Below are 17,073 nucleotides of genomic sequence, written 5' to 3'. Positions count from 1 at the left end.
GTGGGCCCGTGTATGCCGGGGTTCAGGCCCCGGGGAGCCAGTCGATGCCGTCCCAGAAGCGGAGCCGGCGGAGTGTGGAGGTGTCGCCGATCCGCGCGATCGGTGGCCCGCCGAGGATCAGGGTGCTGGGGCGGCCGGGGGTGAACTCGGGCCAGTGGGGGACGTGCGGGCTGCCGGGCGTCCCGCAGCGGGCGAAGGACGCCACGAGGTCGACGAAGGCGTCCGAGACCCGCCGCTCCAGCGGGCCGTCGCCGAACTGGCCGACGAGGGTGGGGTGGGCGTGCGTGCCGAAGAGGAACTTCGACGTGGCATCGTGCGGGGTGCCGAAGTGCGGCGGGCGCACCGGGTGGGCGAACTCCATGACGTACTGGGGCGTTCGGCCCTCGGCGGCGTGCCGCTCGGCCAGCCGCACGATCTGGTGGCGCAACAGCGCGTCGCCCCACACCTCGGTCCACAGCGAGAGCGGGTCCCCGGGCAGCCCCTCGACGGCCGCGGCCGCCCGGTACGCCTCCACGCACGCGGCCACCTCCTCGTCGGGTACGTGCGCGGTGCACTTGAGCAGTACGTCCCGGACGGCGGCGCGCAGCTCGTGGTCGTTGGCGGGCGCGGGCGGGGCCGGCGGGAAGGAGAGGCTGTGGGGGTCGGTGAAGAAGGAGCCCTCGGTGCGGCAGTGCACGGACATGACGGGTACCGGCGGCAGCGGCGGGTCCCCGGCGGCCACGGTGCGCCCGTCCACGACCGGCCCGCGGTACTCCCGGCCGCTGGCCAGGAGGCGTTGCTCGGGAGGCCCGCCGAACAGCCCCAGCCACGCCGTCTGGAGCTCCTCGGCGGGCACGTACCGCAGCCCGGCGACGGTGGTGCCGGACCCGGCGGCGAGTTCCTCGTACGCGGTCCTGGCGTCGTCGGTGGTCAGGCTCAGGGCAGGGGCCCACGGCAGGGCCGCGCTGACGGCGACGAGCCGCTTGACGATGCCCTCGGTGCGCGCGGAACCCGCCAGCAGGCGGGCGGAGACGGCGCCGGCCGAGGTGCCGCACAGCGTGACCGCGCCGGGGTCGCCGCCGAAGGCCTCGGCGTTGTCCCGGACCCAGTGCAGCAGGGCCGTCTGGTCCTGCAGCCCCCAGTTGGCGCAGTCCCCGGTCCGCGGGTCGGTGAGATCCTCGTGCAGCCCCCAGCCGAAGGCCCCGAGACGGTAGTTGAAGGTGACGACGACGAGATCGCCCCGGGCGGCGGGTTTGGCCCCGTCATAGGCCGGGGCGTCGGCGGCGCCGACCTGGAAGCCGCCGCCGTGGATGTACACCAGCACCGGGCGGCGGCCCCCCGGGCCCGGGGTCCACACGTTCGCGTACAACGCGTCCTCGCTGCCGCCGGGTGGCCGCGGCTGGAGGAAGGGCGGGGAGAAGGCCGTGGCGTCCCGCACCCCCGTCCAGGGCCGTACGGGCCGGGGCGAGGAGAAGCGGAGGGGGCCGACGGGCGGCCGGGCGTAGGGCACGCCCCGGAACACGTACAGCGTCCGCCCGTCGTACTCCTCCTCCGTGCCCCGCAGGCACCCGGCGCGGGTGCGTACCGCGGGCGCCGGGCGGGAGGGCCGGGGCGTGACAGGAGAGGTGGCGCCGGTCGTCATCGGGCCGGCGCCCCGTCTCCGGCGGGCGCGCCGTCGTCAGCGGGTGCGCCGCCCCCGGCGGCCGCTCCTTCGTCGAGCAGCAGGGAGCGGGCCTGTGCGAAGAGGTCGTACTGCTGGAGGGCGTCCGTGCCGAAGGGCACCAGCACGACGGTCCCGGCGCCCGCGTCCGCGTACTCCCGCAGGCGCTCCGCCACTTGCTGCGGGCTGCCCCCGAGGGCGACCGCGGCGGCCTGTTCGCGGTCGATCCCGTATGCCGTGGCGAGGTAGTCGGCGATCTTCGCGGCGGGGTTCGTGCCGGGGCGCTCGGACACCCTGGTGAAGACCAGGATGCCGGTGCGCGGGGCGGGGACGCCGCGTTCGGCGGCCAGGTCCGCCAACCGCGCCGCGCCGACGGCCAGTTGCCCCGGCGTCTTCATCGCCGCCAGCCAGCCCCGGCCGTGGGCCACGGTGCGCCGCAGCGCCGCCTCGGCTCCGCCGCCGATCCAGACCTCGGGCATCGGAACGCGGGGCGTCAGCGTGACCCGGGCGCCCTGCGGTGCGTCGGTCACGGTGGTGGGCTGCCCGGCCAGCAGGCCCGGCAGCGCCTGGAGGAACCGGTCGGTGCGCCGGCCGCGCTCCTTCGGCGGGACCCCGGCCACCGTCCATTCCTCTCCTGCTCCCGACCCCACGCCCACGCCCAGCAGGACGCGGCCGCCGGAGAGGTGCTGCAAGGTGCCGATCTGCTTGGCGGCCCAGGCCTGCGGCCGCAGGGCAGGCAGCAGCACGCCGTAGCCCACCCGGATCCGCCGGGTGGCGGCCGCGGCGGTGGCCAGCACCAGCGAGCTGTCCAGGACGGGGAAGCCGGCGGACAGGTGGTCGCCGGTCCACACCGACTCCAGGCCCACCTCCTCGGCGTGCCGGGCCACCCGCGCGAGGTCGATGTCGTCCCCGTAACCCCGGTCGGAGTTGACCGGGAGCTGGGCACCTATGTGGATCCTCACGAAGCCTCACCGGCCCCGGTGGAGTGCGACGCCCAGTTCCTGCTCCAGGCGGTCCAGGTCCTTCTCGTGGCCGTGGGCGGCGATGTGGCCGTCCGGACGCACGAGGTGGTACCCGGGGCGGTGGCAGCCGGTGGCGGTCGCCGCGTCCCGCCGGGACATCGAGACGACACGCACCCGCTGCCGCAGCGCCGCGATGTGCTCGACCTGGGTGATCCATGCGGTGTCGTGCGCGGGCTCGCTGACGGCGATGGTCCAGGCGAGCGGGTCGGTGCCTGGGCCCGAAACGCCGTACGCGAGCGCCGGTTTGCGGGGGAGGAGGCCACCCGGCCGCACGCCGGCGGGGAGTTTGCCGAGAGCCCGGCAGGGGGCCAGGCCCGACGGCCACTGCGCGGCGCGCTGAGGGGTGTACGACTGGCGGCGCCCGGCCAGGACGGGGGCGTAGAAGCGGGCCGCCCCGCCGGTGCGCTCGGCGAGCCGGAAGCCGGCGTCGCGGGCCCACACCTTGGCCCGGCCGCTGACCATCCAGGCCCGGGTGTGCAGGTCGGTGTCGCGCACGGTGCGCTGGGTGGCCTCGGCGCGCTCCAGCCCGTACGTGGCCAGCAGCGAGGACGGTGACACGCCCTTGATCACCGAGGCCAGCTTCCAGCCGAGGTTGTTCGCGTCCTGAAGGCCGTTGTTCATGCCCTGCCCGCCGGCCGGGCTGTGCACGTGGGCGGCGTCGCCGATGAGGAACACCCGGCCCAGCTGGAATTCGGAGGCCAGCCGGGCGTGCACACGGAAGACCGTGGTCCACACCGGCTCGGTGATGCGGATGCCGCGCGGGCCGCGCTCGTCCACGATCTCCTGCATCATCTCGACGCCCGCCGAGCTCGAACCGCGCGGCAGCACCGACAAGAAGCGGAAGACGCCGTTCGGCTGCGGCACCACCGCCAGCGTGCCGCCGGCCCCCTGGTAGTAGAGGATCTCCTCGGGCGACAGGTCGCCCTCCGCCTTGGCGTCGACCAGCGCGAACTCCAGCCCGTAGGTGGATCCTTGGAAGCCGATGCCCAGCTGGCCGCGCACCGCGCTGCCCGCCCCGTCGGCGCCGACGACGAACGGTGCGAAGGCCCGCTCGACCACGCCGTCCGCCGTCTCCAGGACGGCGGTCACGCCGGATGTGGCCCCGATCCTGCCGGAGTAGTCGACGCCCTCCAGGGCCAGCAGGCGGATGCCGCGCTCCACCTTGCCGCCCAGGGACTCCACCTTCTCGGTGAGGAGGCGCTCGGTCTCGTACTGCGGCAGCACACGCGGGGCGTACTCGGCGGGCAGACGGAACGAGGCGAGGTGGTTGCGGTCCGAGAAGTAGCTCAGCGTGCGCACCGTGCCCGACACGCCGAGCACCTCGTCCCGCAGCCCCCGGTCCTCCAGGATGTCGAAGGCCCGCGGATAGATCGACAGCGCCCTGGGGACCCGCGTCGGCTCGGGCAGCGCGTCGATGATCCGGACACGGACCCCGCGGTCGAGCAGCTCGCAGGCGAGGAGCAGACCGGACGGCCCCGCTCCGACGACAAGTACATCGAAAACATCGGATTGTGTGCTGCTCTTCATCGCCTTCAACTTTCTGGATTCTCGTCGCGAACGGCGGTCGCCGGGCGGGGTGTGGGCGAGGACTCGACGGGCTCGCGGGCGCCGGTCAGGAAGCGGTGCCCGCCGGCATCGGGGGCAGCTCGGGCAGCTGGTCCAGCTCGATGCCGAACCACCGCTTGATGGCCGCGGGGAACGCTTCGTCGTCGAGCACCTCCTTGATCCGCTCGCCGTGCTCGTAGCGGGTCAGCGTGCGATCCAGCAGGGAGGCGCGGCCCTCCGGCCGGACGAGCGAGGCCCAGATGGTGCCGCCGGTGACCGGCGAGTCCGGGCAGGTGCAGAACCACCACATCGTCGGAACGAAGTCGCTGAGGTCGCGCACCCGGGTCTCCAGCCGGACCCGGTGGACCCCGTCGTGGACGAGCTCCACGTCGCCGTCGGGTGTGTCGACGATGCGGTACTCGCCGTTCTCGTCCTTCTGCGGCCCGCGCTCGGCGAACCGCAGCGGACGCCAACTCGCCCAGCGGAAGCCGACATCGACGAGCCAGAACTCGCCGTCGAGCTCCACCCGCAGCAGCATGTGCCCGAAGAAGGCGCCCAGCAGCGCCTCCTTGCCGTTGTGCAGGCTGCGCCCCGCCAGCAGGCTCACCCGGTAGCCGAGTGCCGTCAGCAGCGCGGCGAACGCGGTGTTGAGCTCGTAGCAGCCGCCTCCCCGGCGCCGGTCGACGATCTTCTCCACCGCGCCCTCGCCGATCCTGACCGGCAAGCCGAGGTTGAAGTCGAACGTCTCGAAGGGGACGGACCTCAAGTGCCGTTCCTGTAAGTACGCCAGGGTCTCCAGGTCTGCCTTCTCGGGGCGCTCGGCCCCGATCCGCTCCAGGTAGGCATCCACGTTGACTGCGGTCATCTCCCGCTGCTCCCTACTCTGCTTCCGCTGCTCTCGCGCTTCTGGGGCGCTCTTCTGCGCTTTCTCGCGCTGCCAAGTCCGGGCCGTCCGCGGCGTTTTCACCGGCCGGCCGGTGCCGCCGCGGGCTCGTGCCCCTGGGCGGCCGGGGCTCACCAGTCGATCAGGGCGAACCCGAAGGTGAATCCGCCTCCGAAGGCGGTGAGGAGGACCTTTTCGCCCTCCCGCAGGGCCCCCGCCCGCGCCGCGTCGTCCAGCGTGACCGGGATCGACGCCGCGCCGGTGTTCCCGTAAAGGGCGACCGTGGTGTGCATACGGGCCCGGGGGAAGGCCAGGTCCTGTTCCAGGGTCCGCAGCATCATGCCGTTCCCCTGGTGCGGAACGATGTGCGCGACGTCCTCCTTGGACACGCCGGCCTCGTCGAGGAAGTCGGACAGCAGGCCCGGCAACTTCGTGCGGACGATGTCCACGACACCGCGGCCGTCCATGGCGAAGTAGTGCAGCCTGTCGTCCACGGTGGCGTGCGAGGTGCCCAGCCGGGTGCCGCCTGCCGGGACCTTCACCAGGTCCAGGCCCTCGCTGAAGTTCAGCAGCCGGGTGGCCAGCACCCGCCCCGGGCCATGGGTCGGTCCGACGACGACGGCCCCCGCCCCGTCGCCGAGGAGCACACGGGTCCGGCGGTCGGTGGGGTCGGTGTACCGGCTGTACATGTCGGCGCCGATGACGAGCGCGTAGCCGCCGTCGGCGGCCGCCACGCGGTGAGCCATGGCGAGCGCGTAGGTGAAGCCGCTGCACACGGCGTTGAGGTCGAAGGCGGCCGCGGTGGGGGGAGCGTCGAGGTGGTGCGCCACGTGCGCCGCCGTGGCCGGCTGCGGGGAGTCGGGAGTGGACGTCGCGACGATGATCTGCGAGAGCTGCGCGGCGCTCACGCCCGCCGCCTCCAGCGCTTTGCGTGCCGCCATGACCGCCATGTCGGAGGTCGCCTCGTCGTCCTTCGCGAAGCGCCGCTCGCGGATGCCCGTCTTGCGAGTGATCCACTCGTCGTCCACGCCGGCCGGCGCGCCGATCTCGTCGTTGCTCACCACGTAGGAGGGCAGGTAGGAACCGGTGCCCAGGATTGCCGTGGCCGCCGTACTCGGACCTGCCTGTCGGTAGGAGATATCGCTCATGTTCGGCTCCTTGGTTCTGCGGGCCAGTGGGGGACAGCTCGCCGGCGTTCCGAGGCGGCTGTGAATGCCGTGCCGCACTGTGGCGGCTGCACGCGGTGCACGGGATATTGCGGGGAAGGCGGTGATCAGGCCTGGTCGAGGACGCGCGCGACGGTCTCCTGGTCGAAGTTGACGGCGCTGCACCAGCCGCCGATGGCCAGCTCGAACCAGAAGTGGCTGACGATCACGCCCTTGGGGTTCTCGCCCTCGACGACCTCGTCGCCCTCGGTCCAGCCCACGGCGTCGTAGCCGGTGGTGCCGTCGGGGAGGAGGAGCCGCTGGACGGGGCTGTCCAGGGAGGGGCCGGAGCGGACGTTGGAGTCGCGCCAGATGGGGCCGAGGGAGAAGGTCTTGGCGGTGGGCATGGAGTGCTCCGTCGTGGTCGTGGGTGGGGTGGCCGTGGTGTCCGGCGGGTTACAGGGCCGCCGGGGCCGGGGCCGGGGTCAGGGTGAGGACCTGGCCGAGCATGGCGAGCATGCGCTCGCGGTGGCTCGGATCGGCCAACAGGCCGTCCGGCAGCAGGGAGTTGGAGTGCGGGACGACGACGCCCAGCGGGGTGGGCCAGGCGCGCAGCGCGTGGCCGATCGTGCGCAGCGTGGCCAGGGTGGAGGCGTTGCCCTGGGTACCGGCGCCGACCGCGACGCAGCCGACGGTCCGGCCGTCCAGGAAGGGCCGGGGACCGTCCAGGTCGTTGGCGTAGTCCAAGGCGTTCTTCAGGAGGCCGGAGACCGTGCCGTGGTAGGTGGGGGAGATCAGGACGACGCCGTCGGCGCGGCCGAGTTCGTCGAGGAAGTCCCGCAGGCCCGGGTGGGTTCCGGAGAGACCGGGGCGGTAGAACGGGAAGTCGATCTCCCCGCCGGTGAAGGTCCGGGTGGTGGCTCCTCTTTCCTGGAGTTGCTCGGCGCACCAGAGGGCGACGCGGTCCGACGTGGAACCGACGCGGAGTGAACCGCTGATCAGCACGGTGTGTGGGGTGGGCACTGGTCCGGCGACCTTCCTTGAGGTGTGGGTTACGGGTCTTATTGCGCGGCGGACAGGGGGGAGTCGGCGGCGGCCAGGCGGATGTCCTCGGGGGTCCAGGCGACGATGCCGGGGGTCGCCTCGTCCTTGCGGCCGTGGGATTTCATGAAGTCGTTGCGTGCGCGCTCCTGGGCCTGGCTGGCGCCCTGGTCGAGCGAGCCCTGGCGGCGCGAGTGGAGCACGACCGCGGAGACGCGCCCGATGCGCTCGCGCTCGTACGCCTTCAGGGCGGTGGCCACCTCGTCCGCGCCCGGGTGGGCGCGCAGGGCGGCGGCCAGGACCACCGCGTCCTCCAGCGCCGTGTTCGCGCCCTGGCCCAGGGCCGGGACCATCGGGTGGGCGGCGTCGCCGAGCAGGGCGACGCGGCCGTCCGCCCAGTACGGGGCCGGGTCGCGGTCGTGGATGTCGGTGACGGCGACGTCGTCCGGGTCGGCCTCGCGGATCAGGCCGGCGACGGGGGCGTGCCAGTCGGCGAGCCGTTCCAGGAGCGTGCGCAGCGCCGTCTCACGGCCCATCGCGGGCCATTGCCCGGCCTCGGCGGTGATCTTTGCGGCCCAGTACATGGTGTCGTTGCCGACCGGGGCGGCGAAGAGCTGGATGCCGCGGCCGTTGGCGACGAACGGCTGGGGGCAGAGCGCGGAGCCGGTCGTACGGCCGCGCACGGAGGTGTAGCCGCGGTACTGCGGCGGGCCGTCGCCCAGCATGCGCTGCCGCAGGGCGGACTTGATGCCGTCGGCCGCAATGAGGAGGTCGGCGGTGCGGGTGGTCCCGTCCGACAGGCGCACGCTCACGGACGCGTCGTCCGCGGTGTAGTCCTCGACCGTGGTGTTCAGCAGTACCGTCGCGCCGGCGGCGGCCGCCTCGTCGAAGAGCGCGTTCTGGAGGGCGGTGCGCAGGATGGGGATCTGGGGTGCGCCGAGTCGCGTGCCCGCCTGGCCGATCGGCTCCTTGGAGAGCACGGCGCCGGTGGAGTCCATCAGCAGCCGCACCGCGTCGTCCGGGGTGACCCAGCCGTCGGTGCGGATGCGCTCGCCGAGGCGGGCGCTGAGGGCCCCGGCCGCCCGCACGCCGTTCGCGTACAGCATCAGGCCGGAGCCGACGTCGTTGATGCTCGGGGTGCGCTCGATGACCGTGACCTCGGTTCCGGCGCCGGCCAGGGCGGCCGCGGCGGCGAGCCCGCCGATGCCGCCGCCCGCGACGACGGCGCTGCGCTTGGGGGACATGTGTGTGCTCCTTGCGGATGGGGGGAGTGGAGATCAGGGGTCCGTGCGGGTCCGGCGCGGGGCCGCGGTCAGCGGGGCTCGGTGGCGGACAGGCGGCGCCCGTCGTAGGAGCCGAAGGTCTGCGTCGCGGCGTCCCAGACGACCTGTCCGGCGCGCAGGGTGCGCTCGACACGGCCGGTCATGGTCCAGCCCTCGTACGCCGACCAGCCGCACTTGGCCCGTACGTCGTGGGCGGAGAGCATCCACGTGACGTCGGGATCGAAGAGGACCAGGTCCGCGTCGGCGCCCGGTTCCAGGCGGCCCTTGCCCGGCAGGCCGAACAGGTCGGCGGGGCCGCTGCCCAGGTACCGGACGAGGCGGGCGGCGGCGGTGTCCGGGTCCTCCTCGGGCCGGCGGCGCCGCATGCCCGTCCACACCGCGACGGCCAGCTCCTGCACGCCGGGCAGGCCGGGCGGGGAGGCCTGGACCGTGCGGGTCTTCTCCTCGACGGTGTGCGGGGCGTGGTCGGAGCCGATCGTCGCCGGCTGGCCCGCGTACACCGCCTCCCACAGCCGGTCCTGGTCCGCCTGCCCGCGGATGGAGGGCGACAGGCGGGTGCGGGCGCCGAGCCGCTGGGTGTCCTTGTCGGTGAACGACAGGTGGTGGCCGGTGACTTCGAAGGTGACCGGCAGCCCGGCGGCCTGGGCCGCGCACACCAGGTCGGCCTCCTCCGCGCTGGACAGATGGAGGATGTGGGCCTTGGTGCCGTGCCGGCGCACCAGCTCGATGACCTTGGCCACCGCGGCGATGCCGCCGCTGCGCGGCCTGCGGGCCTCGTACTCGCGGTAGCTGCCGGGTTCGCCCCACCATTCGTCGAGGAGGGAGAACAGCTCGCCGTCCTCGGCGTGCAGCACCAGCTGTACCCCGCCCTCGGCGGCTGCCGCGAACGCCTCCTCCAGCACGGCCGGGTCGCGCACGACGGTCGGCGCGGTGTGGTGTCCGGCCATGAAGAGCTTGGCGCTGGTGGCGACCGAACGGTCCAGGCCGGCCAGCAGTTTCGGGTCCTGGGGGTCCACGCCGATGTGGAAGGCGTGGTCGGCCAACGAGTGGCCCTTGACCATGTCGGCCTTGTCGGCCATGGCCTGCGGGGTCAGCGTCGGAGGCAGGGTGTTGGGCATGTCCATCACCGTGGTGAAGCCGCCGGCGACCGCGGCCCGGCTGCCGTGCTCCCAGTCCTCCTTGTGCGTCAGGCCGGGGGTGCGGAAGTGGACGTGGGTGTCGATGAGGCCCGGCAGGACATAGTGGTCGCCGGCGTCCATGCGGGGCACGGACGGGGCGGCGGTGTCCTCGTCGGTGAGGGCGGTGATGCGTCCGCCGGAGACCAGGACGTGGCCCGCGCGGACCCCGTGCGGGGTCACCAGCCTGCGTGCCGAGACCACCAGATCCGGGTCGGGCAGGGGGGCGTTCAGCTCCGCCATGTCAGGGCCACCAGCTCTCGGGCGAGGTCGTTCGTCGGTCCCATCAGCGCCACCGCGCGGGCATCGGCCAGCAGCAGGTTCAGCCGCGAGCTGGTCACATAGCCGGCCGAACCGAGCATGCGGGCCACGTCGAGGCAGATCTCCTCGGCCGCCGTGGACGCGTAGAGCTTGCTGTGCAGGGTGGTCATGCCGGGGTCGGACGAGGTGCGGGCGCCGGCCCGTTCGACGAGGGCGCGCGCCGACTCCAGGCGGGTCGCCAGGTCGACCAGGCGGTGGCGGACCGTCGGACGCTCGGTCAGTCCACGCCGCTCGGCGTGGTCGACGGCGAGGTCGAAGGCGGCCCGGGAGGCGCCGATGGCCACCGCGCCCAGTGTCGCGCCCGAGTCGCGGACCCCGGCGATGATCTCGGTCGCCCGGCCCTCGGGGCCCAGCCGGTTCTCGTCGGGCACCACGCACCGCTCCATCGACACGAAGCCGGTGGCCGAGCCGCGCATTCCGGCCAGGTCCAGGCTCAGGTCCGGCACCAGGCCCGGGGTGTCGGCGGTGACCAGGAAGAAGGTCTGCCCGGCCGCCCCGTACGCGCGGCGCGGCTCCTGGTCGGGCTGTTCGGTCTGGACGAGGACGAGGTAGAGGTCGGCTATGGAGGCGCCGGTGGTGAAGGACTTGGCGCCGTTGAGCTCCCAGCCGCCCTCGGTGCGGCGGGTGCCGGTGCTGCTGAGGTTCTGCTTCGCCGCGCCCGCGCCGGTCTCGCTCCAGGCCGATGCGGCCAGGTGGGTGCCGTCCGCCAGCAGCGGCAGCAGGTCCGACTTCTGCTGCTCGGTGCCCCATTCGGCGATGCGGCTGCTGACCGCGAAGTGCTGGAAGGCGATGATGGCCACCGACGGGTTGACGGTCGCCAGCTCCTCGACGACGCGGTTGACCTCGCGGGCGTCGCCGCCGGCGCCGCCGTACTCGGCCGGGACGGCCGTGGCCGTCAGGCCCGACTTGCGGAAGTCGGTGAGGACCTCGTGGTCGGGCTCACCGGTCAGCGCGGTCCGCTCCGCCGACTCGCGCAGCTTCGCCCGCAGGTCCGGGGTGAGCTGTGGCCTCACGCGGAGGCCGCTGATAGTGCCAGGCATTGGGCAATCTCCTCGAATTGCAGATGGGCGAGCGGTTCGAGCACGAAGGAGCCCTGGTGGGTGACGTGCTTGCGCCCGACCCCGACCCAGGTGAGCGCGGGCTGTCCGCCGATGTCGTGTGTGGCCGCGGTGACCGCGGTCCGGCCGCCGGGGGTGGTGATGCCCAGCGGCCCGTCGCTGCGGCCCGCCTCCTGGGCGATCCGCCAGGGGACGGTGCCGGGGATGCGGGCCGCGGCTCCCAGACAGACCGCCCCGGTCAGGGCGATCGTCGGGTGCCAGCCGGGCACCGAGATCGCGCGGGCCGCGATGCGGCCGGACGCCTCCGGGAGGGTCGCCGCGATCTTGGGGAAGGCGCCGTCCGGGGACCAGCCGAGCCGGCCGGCCGCGGCCACGCGCAGCCGCGCCATCTGCTCGAACAGCGCGTCCCCGGCGGCGAACAGCTCGGTGTGGTCCCGTATCCCCAGGTCCCGCGCGTCGACGAAGACGTAGGGATTGCCGGTGGAGACCAGCGAGACGGTGCGCAAGACGCCGTCCGCCTCCAGCTCGGTGCGCGGCTCTCCGGTCAGCAGGAGCTCCGGCAGCGGTACGCCGACGGGCTGGACGAAGTAGACGGTGAACCGCACCTCGTTGAGCCCGGTCTCCTCCATCTCGCACACCACGCTGTCGCCGTTGTTCAGGACGTTGACCCTCACCCGGCCGCCCGCCGTCAGCGCCGGCAGCATCCCGGCCCGCTCGGCCGAGACGACGGCGGAGAGGATCGAATGCCCGCACGAGCCGCGGAAGTCGAAGCGGTCGGGCCCGTCGGGCAGCGCCTGGACGAACCGGTAGTCGAGGTCGAACAGCGGGTGTGCGGACGGCCGCACCAGCGCGATCTTCAGGACGTGGGAGCCGCCGGCCTCGGTGAGGTAGCGCCGCATCTCGGTCAGCTCCCGGCGCAGCGTTTCCTCGTCCGCCGACAGCCGGCGTGCGTCGAGCACGACCGTCGGGCACGGGCTCCCCGTCGCGTACGCGAGATGTCCGATCACGCGGCAACCGCCGCGGGTTCGGGCCGGCTCGCCGGCCTGCGGAACAGCTCGCGCCACACCTCGTGCACCAGCAGCGCCCACAGGGTCAGGGAGGTGGTGTCGTCGGGCCTTTCGGCCTGTGCGGCGAAGAGCGCGTCGAGGGCGGCCGGGTCGAGCTGGCCGCCGTCCTTCAGCCGCGGGGCGGCGAGCATGTCCCGGGCGTACTCCCACAGGCGGGTGCCGGGCGCCAGCATGGCCGTGATGGGCAGGGTGAAGGGCTGCTTGGGGCGGTGGAGCACGGTGTCGGGCACGAGCCCGGAGGCGGCCGCGTACAGCGTCCGCTTCACGCCCCCGCCCTGGATGCGCAGCGCGTCGGGCAGCGCCCGGCCCGGGGCGATGATGCTGCGCTGGCAGAACGGCAGGCGGGCCTCGACGGAGCTTGCCATGCTCAGGTGGTCCACCCGGCGCAGGTGGTAGGCGGGCAGCCGGTGACCGAGCTCGAACGCGCTGATCCGCTCCAGGACCGTGCCCTCGCCCTCGCGCAGCCGCTCCAGGGCGTCGGCGGGGACCGGCGGCACGTCCTGGACGAACGCGCGGTAGGCGTCGGTGTAGAGGGAGTGGCGGCGGTGGGCGGGGAGGACGCCCAGCGCGTCCAGGTAGTCGCCGTACCACGCCCGGCCGGAGCCGGCGGCCTCGGCGGCCGCGCGCATCCGTCCGTAGCCGCCGAAGACCTCGTCGGCGGCGTCGCCGGTCAGTGCGACCTTGAAGCCCGCGTCGCGGACGGCGGCGAAGAGCGCGTAGGTGCTCAGGGTGATGGGGTCCGCGTTCGGCTGGCCCAGGTGCCAGACGGTGTCCTCCAGCAGGTCGGGGAAGCCGGCCGGGTCGATCTCGACCTGGTGGTGCGTGGTGCCCGCGCGCTCGGCCGCCTGGCGGGCGAAGTGCCGTTCGTCGAAGGGCCAGTCGCCGCGGTAGGCGATGTTGAAGGAGTGCACCGGCCCCCGCTCGGCGGCCAGGGAGGTCACCAGGCTGGAGTCGAGGCCGCCGGAGGTGATGACGGCGACCGGCACGTCGGCGACGAGCAGCCGGCCGACCTCCTCGCGCAGGCGTTCGCGCACCAGGGCGCCGGCCTGCTCGACGCCGGTGAAGCCGTGGTCCTCGGGCTTGTGGGGGCGGTGCACGGTGCGCGGGGTCTCGCCGAGCTCGCAGGTCATGGTGGTGGACGGGGGCAGGACCCGGACGCCGTCGAAGAGGGTCTGCTCGCCGAAGGGGGTCTTGGTGGCGAGGTAGGCGTCGAGCCCGGCGTCCCAGATGCCGTCGGACATGCCGCCGAAGCCGAGCAGGGCCGGCAGCTCGGAGGAGAAGTGCAGCGAGCGGGCGGCCGCGTCCCAGCGGTAGTACAGCGGCTTCATGCCGACGTGGTCGGTGGCCAGCAGCAGCCGGGGCCGCTCGCCGCGCAGGTCCACGACGGCGAGGGTGTACATGCCGTCTAGGTGGTCGGCGAAGCCGGCGCCGTACTCGGCGTACAGGGCCGGGACGACGCCGCCGTCACAGCGGTCGGGGAAGGTGTGGCCCAGCCCCCGCAGGCGGGTGCGGAGTTCGTCGTGGTTGTAGATCTCGCCGTTGAAGACGACCCTGATGCGGCCGCCGTCGATCTCGTACGGCTGCTGCCCGCCGTCCAGGTCGACGATGGCGAGGCGGTTGTTGCCGATGCCCCAGCCGGCACCCCGGGTCGAACCGCTGGCGTCCGGGCCTCCGTGCCGCTGCAGCGCGGAGGCTGTCCTCAGGTCGTTGGGGGAGGCTGTCGCGTTGAAGTAGCCGAAGATACGGCACATATGAGCTATCCGTTCCGGTGGCAAACGTGGGTGTTACTCGGCCGACAGCGACAGATACCGTTCGCCGGTGTCGGGGAAGACGGTGACGATCGTCGAGCCCGTCCAGCGCTCCCGCCGGGCCAGCAGGCGGGAGGCGTACGCGGCGGCGCCCGAGGAGATGCCGGCCAGCAGGCCGGTGGCGCGGTTGACCTCGCGGGTGGTGTCGGCGGCGGCTTCGTCCGGGACGGCGATGGCCTCGTCGATCAGGTCCAGGTCCATGATTTCGGAGACGTAGCCGGCGCCGATGCCGGGAATGCCGTGCGGCCCCGGCTCGCCGCCGTTGAGGACCGCGGCACGGGCCGGCTCGACCGCCACCACGTGCACGTCCCGGCGTTCCTTGAGGTAGCGGGCCACGCCGGTGAGCGTGCCGCCGGTGCCCACGCCGCACACCAGCACGTCGACCTGCCCGCCGGTGGCCTCCCAGATCTCGGGCCCCGTCGTCTCGTAGTGCGCGCGGGAGTTGGCCGGGTTCTCGTCCTGGTGGGCGAGCCAGGAGCCGGGGGTGTTGCGCTGGAGTTCCTCGGCGCGGCGCCAGGCGGCGGGCAGCCCGTCCTCATGCGGGACGAGGACCACCTCGGCGCCGAACTCCCGCAGGATCTGGCGGCGTTCCTCGGTGGCATTGTCCGGCATCAGGATGATGCAGCGGTGGCCGCGCCGGGCGCTCAGCGCCGCCAGGGAGATGCCGGTGCTGCCGGAGGAGCATTCGATGACCGTGCCGCCCCGGGCGGGCAGTGCCCCGGAGGCCTCCGCCTGGCGCATCATGTACAGCGCCGGGCGGTCCTTGACGTTCAGCAGCGGGTTGAACATCTCCAGTTTGGCCAGCAGCCGGACGGAGTCCGGGAGGTGCGGAAGCCGGACCTCCATGAGCGGAGTGTTGCCGACCAGCTCTTCCATCGACCGGACGATCCGGCCGGCGGCGGGGGTGACGGGGGCAGTCGCTGTTTTCAAAGGTCCCACTTTCGTCGAATTCCTCGCGTGCGTCGCGTCGTGCCCGCGTCGAGGGCGGCCGGGCCCCGGGAGGCCGGGCTGGGGGAGGGGTGTCTCCCGGGGCCGGCGGGGCAGCCGTGCCGCTCAGGCGGGGACGGCTGCGCCCCGTGCGGCGCCGAGGTGGTCGGCCGCGATCTGCTGGAGGTGGGTGATGTCGCTGGAGACCGTGGCGAAGGTGAAGTTCTCGCCCAGCCGCTCGGCCGCGGCGTCACCGGTCAGGCAGTGGATGCCGCAGGCGATGCCCGCACGCTCGGCCGCCGCGGTCACCCGCCGCAGCGCGGCCTCCAGGTCCTCCGACACGTCCGGGTCCCCGAAGTAGCGGGCGCCCAGGGCCACGGACAGGTCGGCGGGGCCGACGTAGACCGCGTCCAGCTCCGGCGTGGCGCAGATCGCCTCCAGGTTCTCCAGCGCGGCGGCCGTCTCGATCATCACGATGCAGGCGACGGCCTCGTCGACCTCGTCCGGCACCGATCCCAGCCGCACCTCGCCGCGGACCGGGCCGCCCAGGCTGCGGGTGCCCTTGGGCTGGTGGCGGCAGGCGCGGGCGGCTACGGCGGCCTCCTCGGCGGTGTCGACCATCGGGACGATCACGCCCCGGGCCCCGGTGTCCAGGGCCATGCCGATGGCGATCGGGTCGCCGGAGGGGACGCGCAGGACGCCGGCGGAGCGCTGCCGGGAGTCCACCGCCATCAGCGCCGACTGCCGGCCCGCCTGGTGCAGGATGCCGTGCTGGCCGTCGATGCCGATGTAGTCGTAGCCCAGGCCCGCGATGCGCTCGGTGCCCGTGGGGTTGTCGCAGGCGATCCAGTAGCCGACCATCCGCTCCCGGCGGCGCAGCCGCGCGGCGAACGCGGCAGGGTCCCGGTGCTGTTGGCCCGTTCCGGGTGCGGCGGCGGTCACTCGCCCTCCTCGATGACGTAGCTGGACTTGCCGTCCAGGCCGACCGGCACGTCGCCGGTGATGGAGACGCGGTGCAGGACGCGCTTGTGGTGGTCGTAGTCGTCCACGCCGTAGTGCTGGGTGCTGCGGTTGTCGAAGATCAGGACGTCGCCGGGACGCCAGGTCCAGCGCGCGGTGTTCTCCGGGCGGCGCACGTAGGCCTGTAGGACGTCGATGAGGGGACGGGACTCGCGCAGTTCCATGCCGACCAGGCGCTGGGCGAAGCCGCCCAGGAGGAGGCTGGGCTCACCGGACTCGGGGTGGACGCGCACGACCGGGTGCGCGGTCTCGAACCGTTCGGCCAGGAATGCCTTGCGCACCTGCCGGCCGCGCTCGGTGCCCAGGCGGGGCTGCTCGGCGTGGTTGGTGTGCACCGCCCACAGCTTGTCGGCGATCTCCCGCAGCTCGGCCGGGAGGTCCTTGTAGCCGGCGGCGCCGTTGGCGACCAGCGTGTCACCGCCATACGGGGGCAGGGTGACACTGCGCAGGGTGGTGCCCAGGGACGGGGCCCGGGTGAAGCTGATGTCGACGTGCCAGTGGTTGGCGCGCTGGTCCTCGCCGTCGATCGGGATGACCTGAGGGGCGCCGTCGACCGTGCGCATCATCGGGTGCGTCTGCGTCAGCGGTCCGAAGCGGCCGGCGAAGGCCAACTGGTCCTCGTCGCTGATGTCCTGGTCGCGGAAGAAGAGCACCTTGTGCTGGAGAAAGGCCTCGTGGATCTGGGACCACACCGAGTCCGACAGCTCGCTGCTCAGGTCGACGCCGAGCACCTCCGCGCCGATTCTGCCGCCGACCTTGCGTATATCGAAGTGGGACACCGTGCATTCCTTTCATGGCACGCCGGGCCAAAGGCATCGCGCGCCATTCGGAGGTGGGGGGTCTCATCCGCGGGAGGTTCGAGAGGGATTTCTTTTCGCGCCCACGGTCGCGGAAGTCCGGGGTATGCGTGCACTGCCTCGCTGGAGCGCGGACCGGCAGGCCGCTCAGACGGATGGAAGCCAAGCACGGGCGGTTCGGCCGTGACAAGGAGGTCCGGCCACGGCCGCGGCGACTTCAGGAACTTGCCATATCTGTCGCAGTAGTTCGGCAACTCGCCGAAGTCGCAGGCACCCTGGAGCCTGTTGTTGTTCGGGAAGAGCCCGGCGTGATTGGCTCCGCGAGTCAGTGCGGAGCCCGCT

General features: G+C 73.3%; 15 protein-coding genes. All 15 read right to left on the bottom strand.

The genetic code is table 11. From position 1 onward, the window contains the following. Window positions 1-22: 22 nt before the first annotated feature. The gene (locus K7C20_RS10920; RefSeq protein WP_053210240.1) at window positions 23-1,621 is read right to left on the bottom strand and encodes a carboxylesterase/lipase family protein; all 1,599 of its coding nucleotides are present in this window, start codon (window positions 1,619-1,621) and stop codon (window positions 23-25) included. Then, entirely contained in the window at window positions 1,618-2,601 is a 984-nt protein-coding gene (locus tag K7C20_RS10915) for an LLM class flavin-dependent oxidoreductase (protein WP_063781311.1), read from the bottom strand. The genes K7C20_RS10920 and K7C20_RS10915 overlap by 4 nt, the downstream gene beginning before the upstream one ends. Before the next feature lie 6 nt (window positions 2,602-2,607). Further along, the gene (locus tag K7C20_RS10910) at window positions 2,608-4,188 is read right to left on the bottom strand and encodes an FAD-dependent monooxygenase (protein ID WP_053210239.1); all 1,581 of its coding nucleotides are present in this window, start codon (window positions 4,186-4,188) and stop codon (window positions 2,608-2,610) included. 85 nt (window positions 4,189-4,273) lie between these two features. Beyond that, complete coding sequence (locus tag K7C20_RS10905; RefSeq protein ID WP_030084448.1) at window positions 4,274-5,071, bottom strand: arylamine N-acetyltransferase family protein; 798 nt, start codon at window positions 5,069-5,071, stop codon at window positions 4,274-4,276. Window positions 5,072-5,220: 149 nt separating this feature from the next. Beyond that, complete coding sequence (locus tag K7C20_RS10900) at window positions 5,221-6,237, bottom strand: 3-oxoacyl-ACP synthase III family protein (protein WP_053210238.1); 1,017 nt, start codon at window positions 6,235-6,237, stop codon at window positions 5,221-5,223. 125 nt (window positions 6,238-6,362) lie between these two features. After that, window positions 6,363-6,641 (bottom strand): hypothetical protein, encoded by a 279-nt coding sequence (locus tag K7C20_RS10895; RefSeq protein WP_048829791.1) that lies wholly within the window; start codon window positions 6,639-6,641, stop codon window positions 6,363-6,365. 49 nt (window positions 6,642-6,690) lie between these two features. Continuing rightward, a complete protein-coding gene (locus K7C20_RS38145) occupies window positions 6,691-7,257 on the bottom strand; it encodes an NADPH-dependent FMN reductase (protein WP_030084456.1) in 567 nt (188 codons plus the stop codon). 38 nt (window positions 7,258-7,295) lie between these two features. Continuing rightward, window positions 7,296-8,519, bottom strand: a complete 1,224-nt coding sequence (locus K7C20_RS10890) for an FAD-dependent monooxygenase (RefSeq protein WP_048829792.1) — start codon at window positions 8,517-8,519, stop codon at window positions 7,296-7,298. A gap of 68 nt (window positions 8,520-8,587) precedes the next feature. Further along, complete coding sequence (locus tag K7C20_RS10885) at window positions 8,588-9,976, bottom strand: dihydroorotase (protein WP_053210237.1); 1,389 nt, start codon at window positions 9,974-9,976, stop codon at window positions 8,588-8,590. Further along, on the bottom strand, window positions 9,964-11,094 hold the full coding sequence (locus K7C20_RS10880) for an acyl-CoA dehydrogenase family protein (RefSeq protein ID WP_245171761.1): 1,131 nt from the start codon (window positions 11,092-11,094) through the stop codon (window positions 9,964-9,966). Before K7C20_RS10880 ends, K7C20_RS10885 begins: the two co-directional genes overlap by 13 nt. Continuing rightward, on the bottom strand, window positions 11,064-12,071 hold the full coding sequence (locus tag K7C20_RS10875; RefSeq protein WP_245171757.1) for a PrpF domain-containing protein: 1,008 nt from the start codon (window positions 12,069-12,071) through the stop codon (window positions 11,064-11,066). The genes K7C20_RS10880 and K7C20_RS10875 overlap by 31 nt, the downstream gene beginning before the upstream one ends. A gap of 44 nt (window positions 12,072-12,115) precedes the next feature. Further along, window positions 12,116-13,930, bottom strand: coding sequence for an asparagine synthase (glutamine-hydrolyzing) (gene asnB / locus K7C20_RS10870; RefSeq protein ID WP_053210236.1), 1,815 nt, complete (start codon window positions 13,928-13,930; stop codon window positions 12,116-12,118). Between the two features lie 33 nt (window positions 13,931-13,963). Then, window positions 13,964-14,863 (bottom strand): PLP-dependent cysteine synthase family protein, encoded by a 900-nt coding sequence (locus tag K7C20_RS10865; protein ID WP_107083511.1) that lies wholly within the window; start codon window positions 14,861-14,863, stop codon window positions 13,964-13,966. A gap of 177 nt (window positions 14,864-15,040) precedes the next feature. Then, the gene (locus tag K7C20_RS10860; RefSeq protein WP_409351304.1) at window positions 15,041-15,856 is read right to left on the bottom strand and encodes an HpcH/HpaI aldolase family protein; all 816 of its coding nucleotides are present in this window, start codon (window positions 15,854-15,856) and stop codon (window positions 15,041-15,043) included. Then, a complete protein-coding gene (locus K7C20_RS10855) occupies window positions 15,853-16,713 on the bottom strand; it encodes a TauD/TfdA dioxygenase family protein (RefSeq protein WP_030084476.1) in 861 nt (286 codons plus the stop codon). Before K7C20_RS10855 ends, K7C20_RS10860 begins: the two co-directional genes overlap by 4 nt. Between the last annotated feature and the right edge of the window lie 360 nt (window positions 16,714-17,073).

It is taken from the genome of Streptomyces decoyicus (genome assembly GCF_019880305.1).
In the GTDB taxonomy this organism is placed as follows: Bacteria; Actinomycetota; Actinomycetes; order Streptomycetales; family Streptomycetaceae; genus Streptomyces; species Streptomyces decoyicus.
The sequence above is the reverse complement of the archived record's forward strand: the minus strand, read 5'-3'. Positions and strand labels throughout refer to the sequence as shown.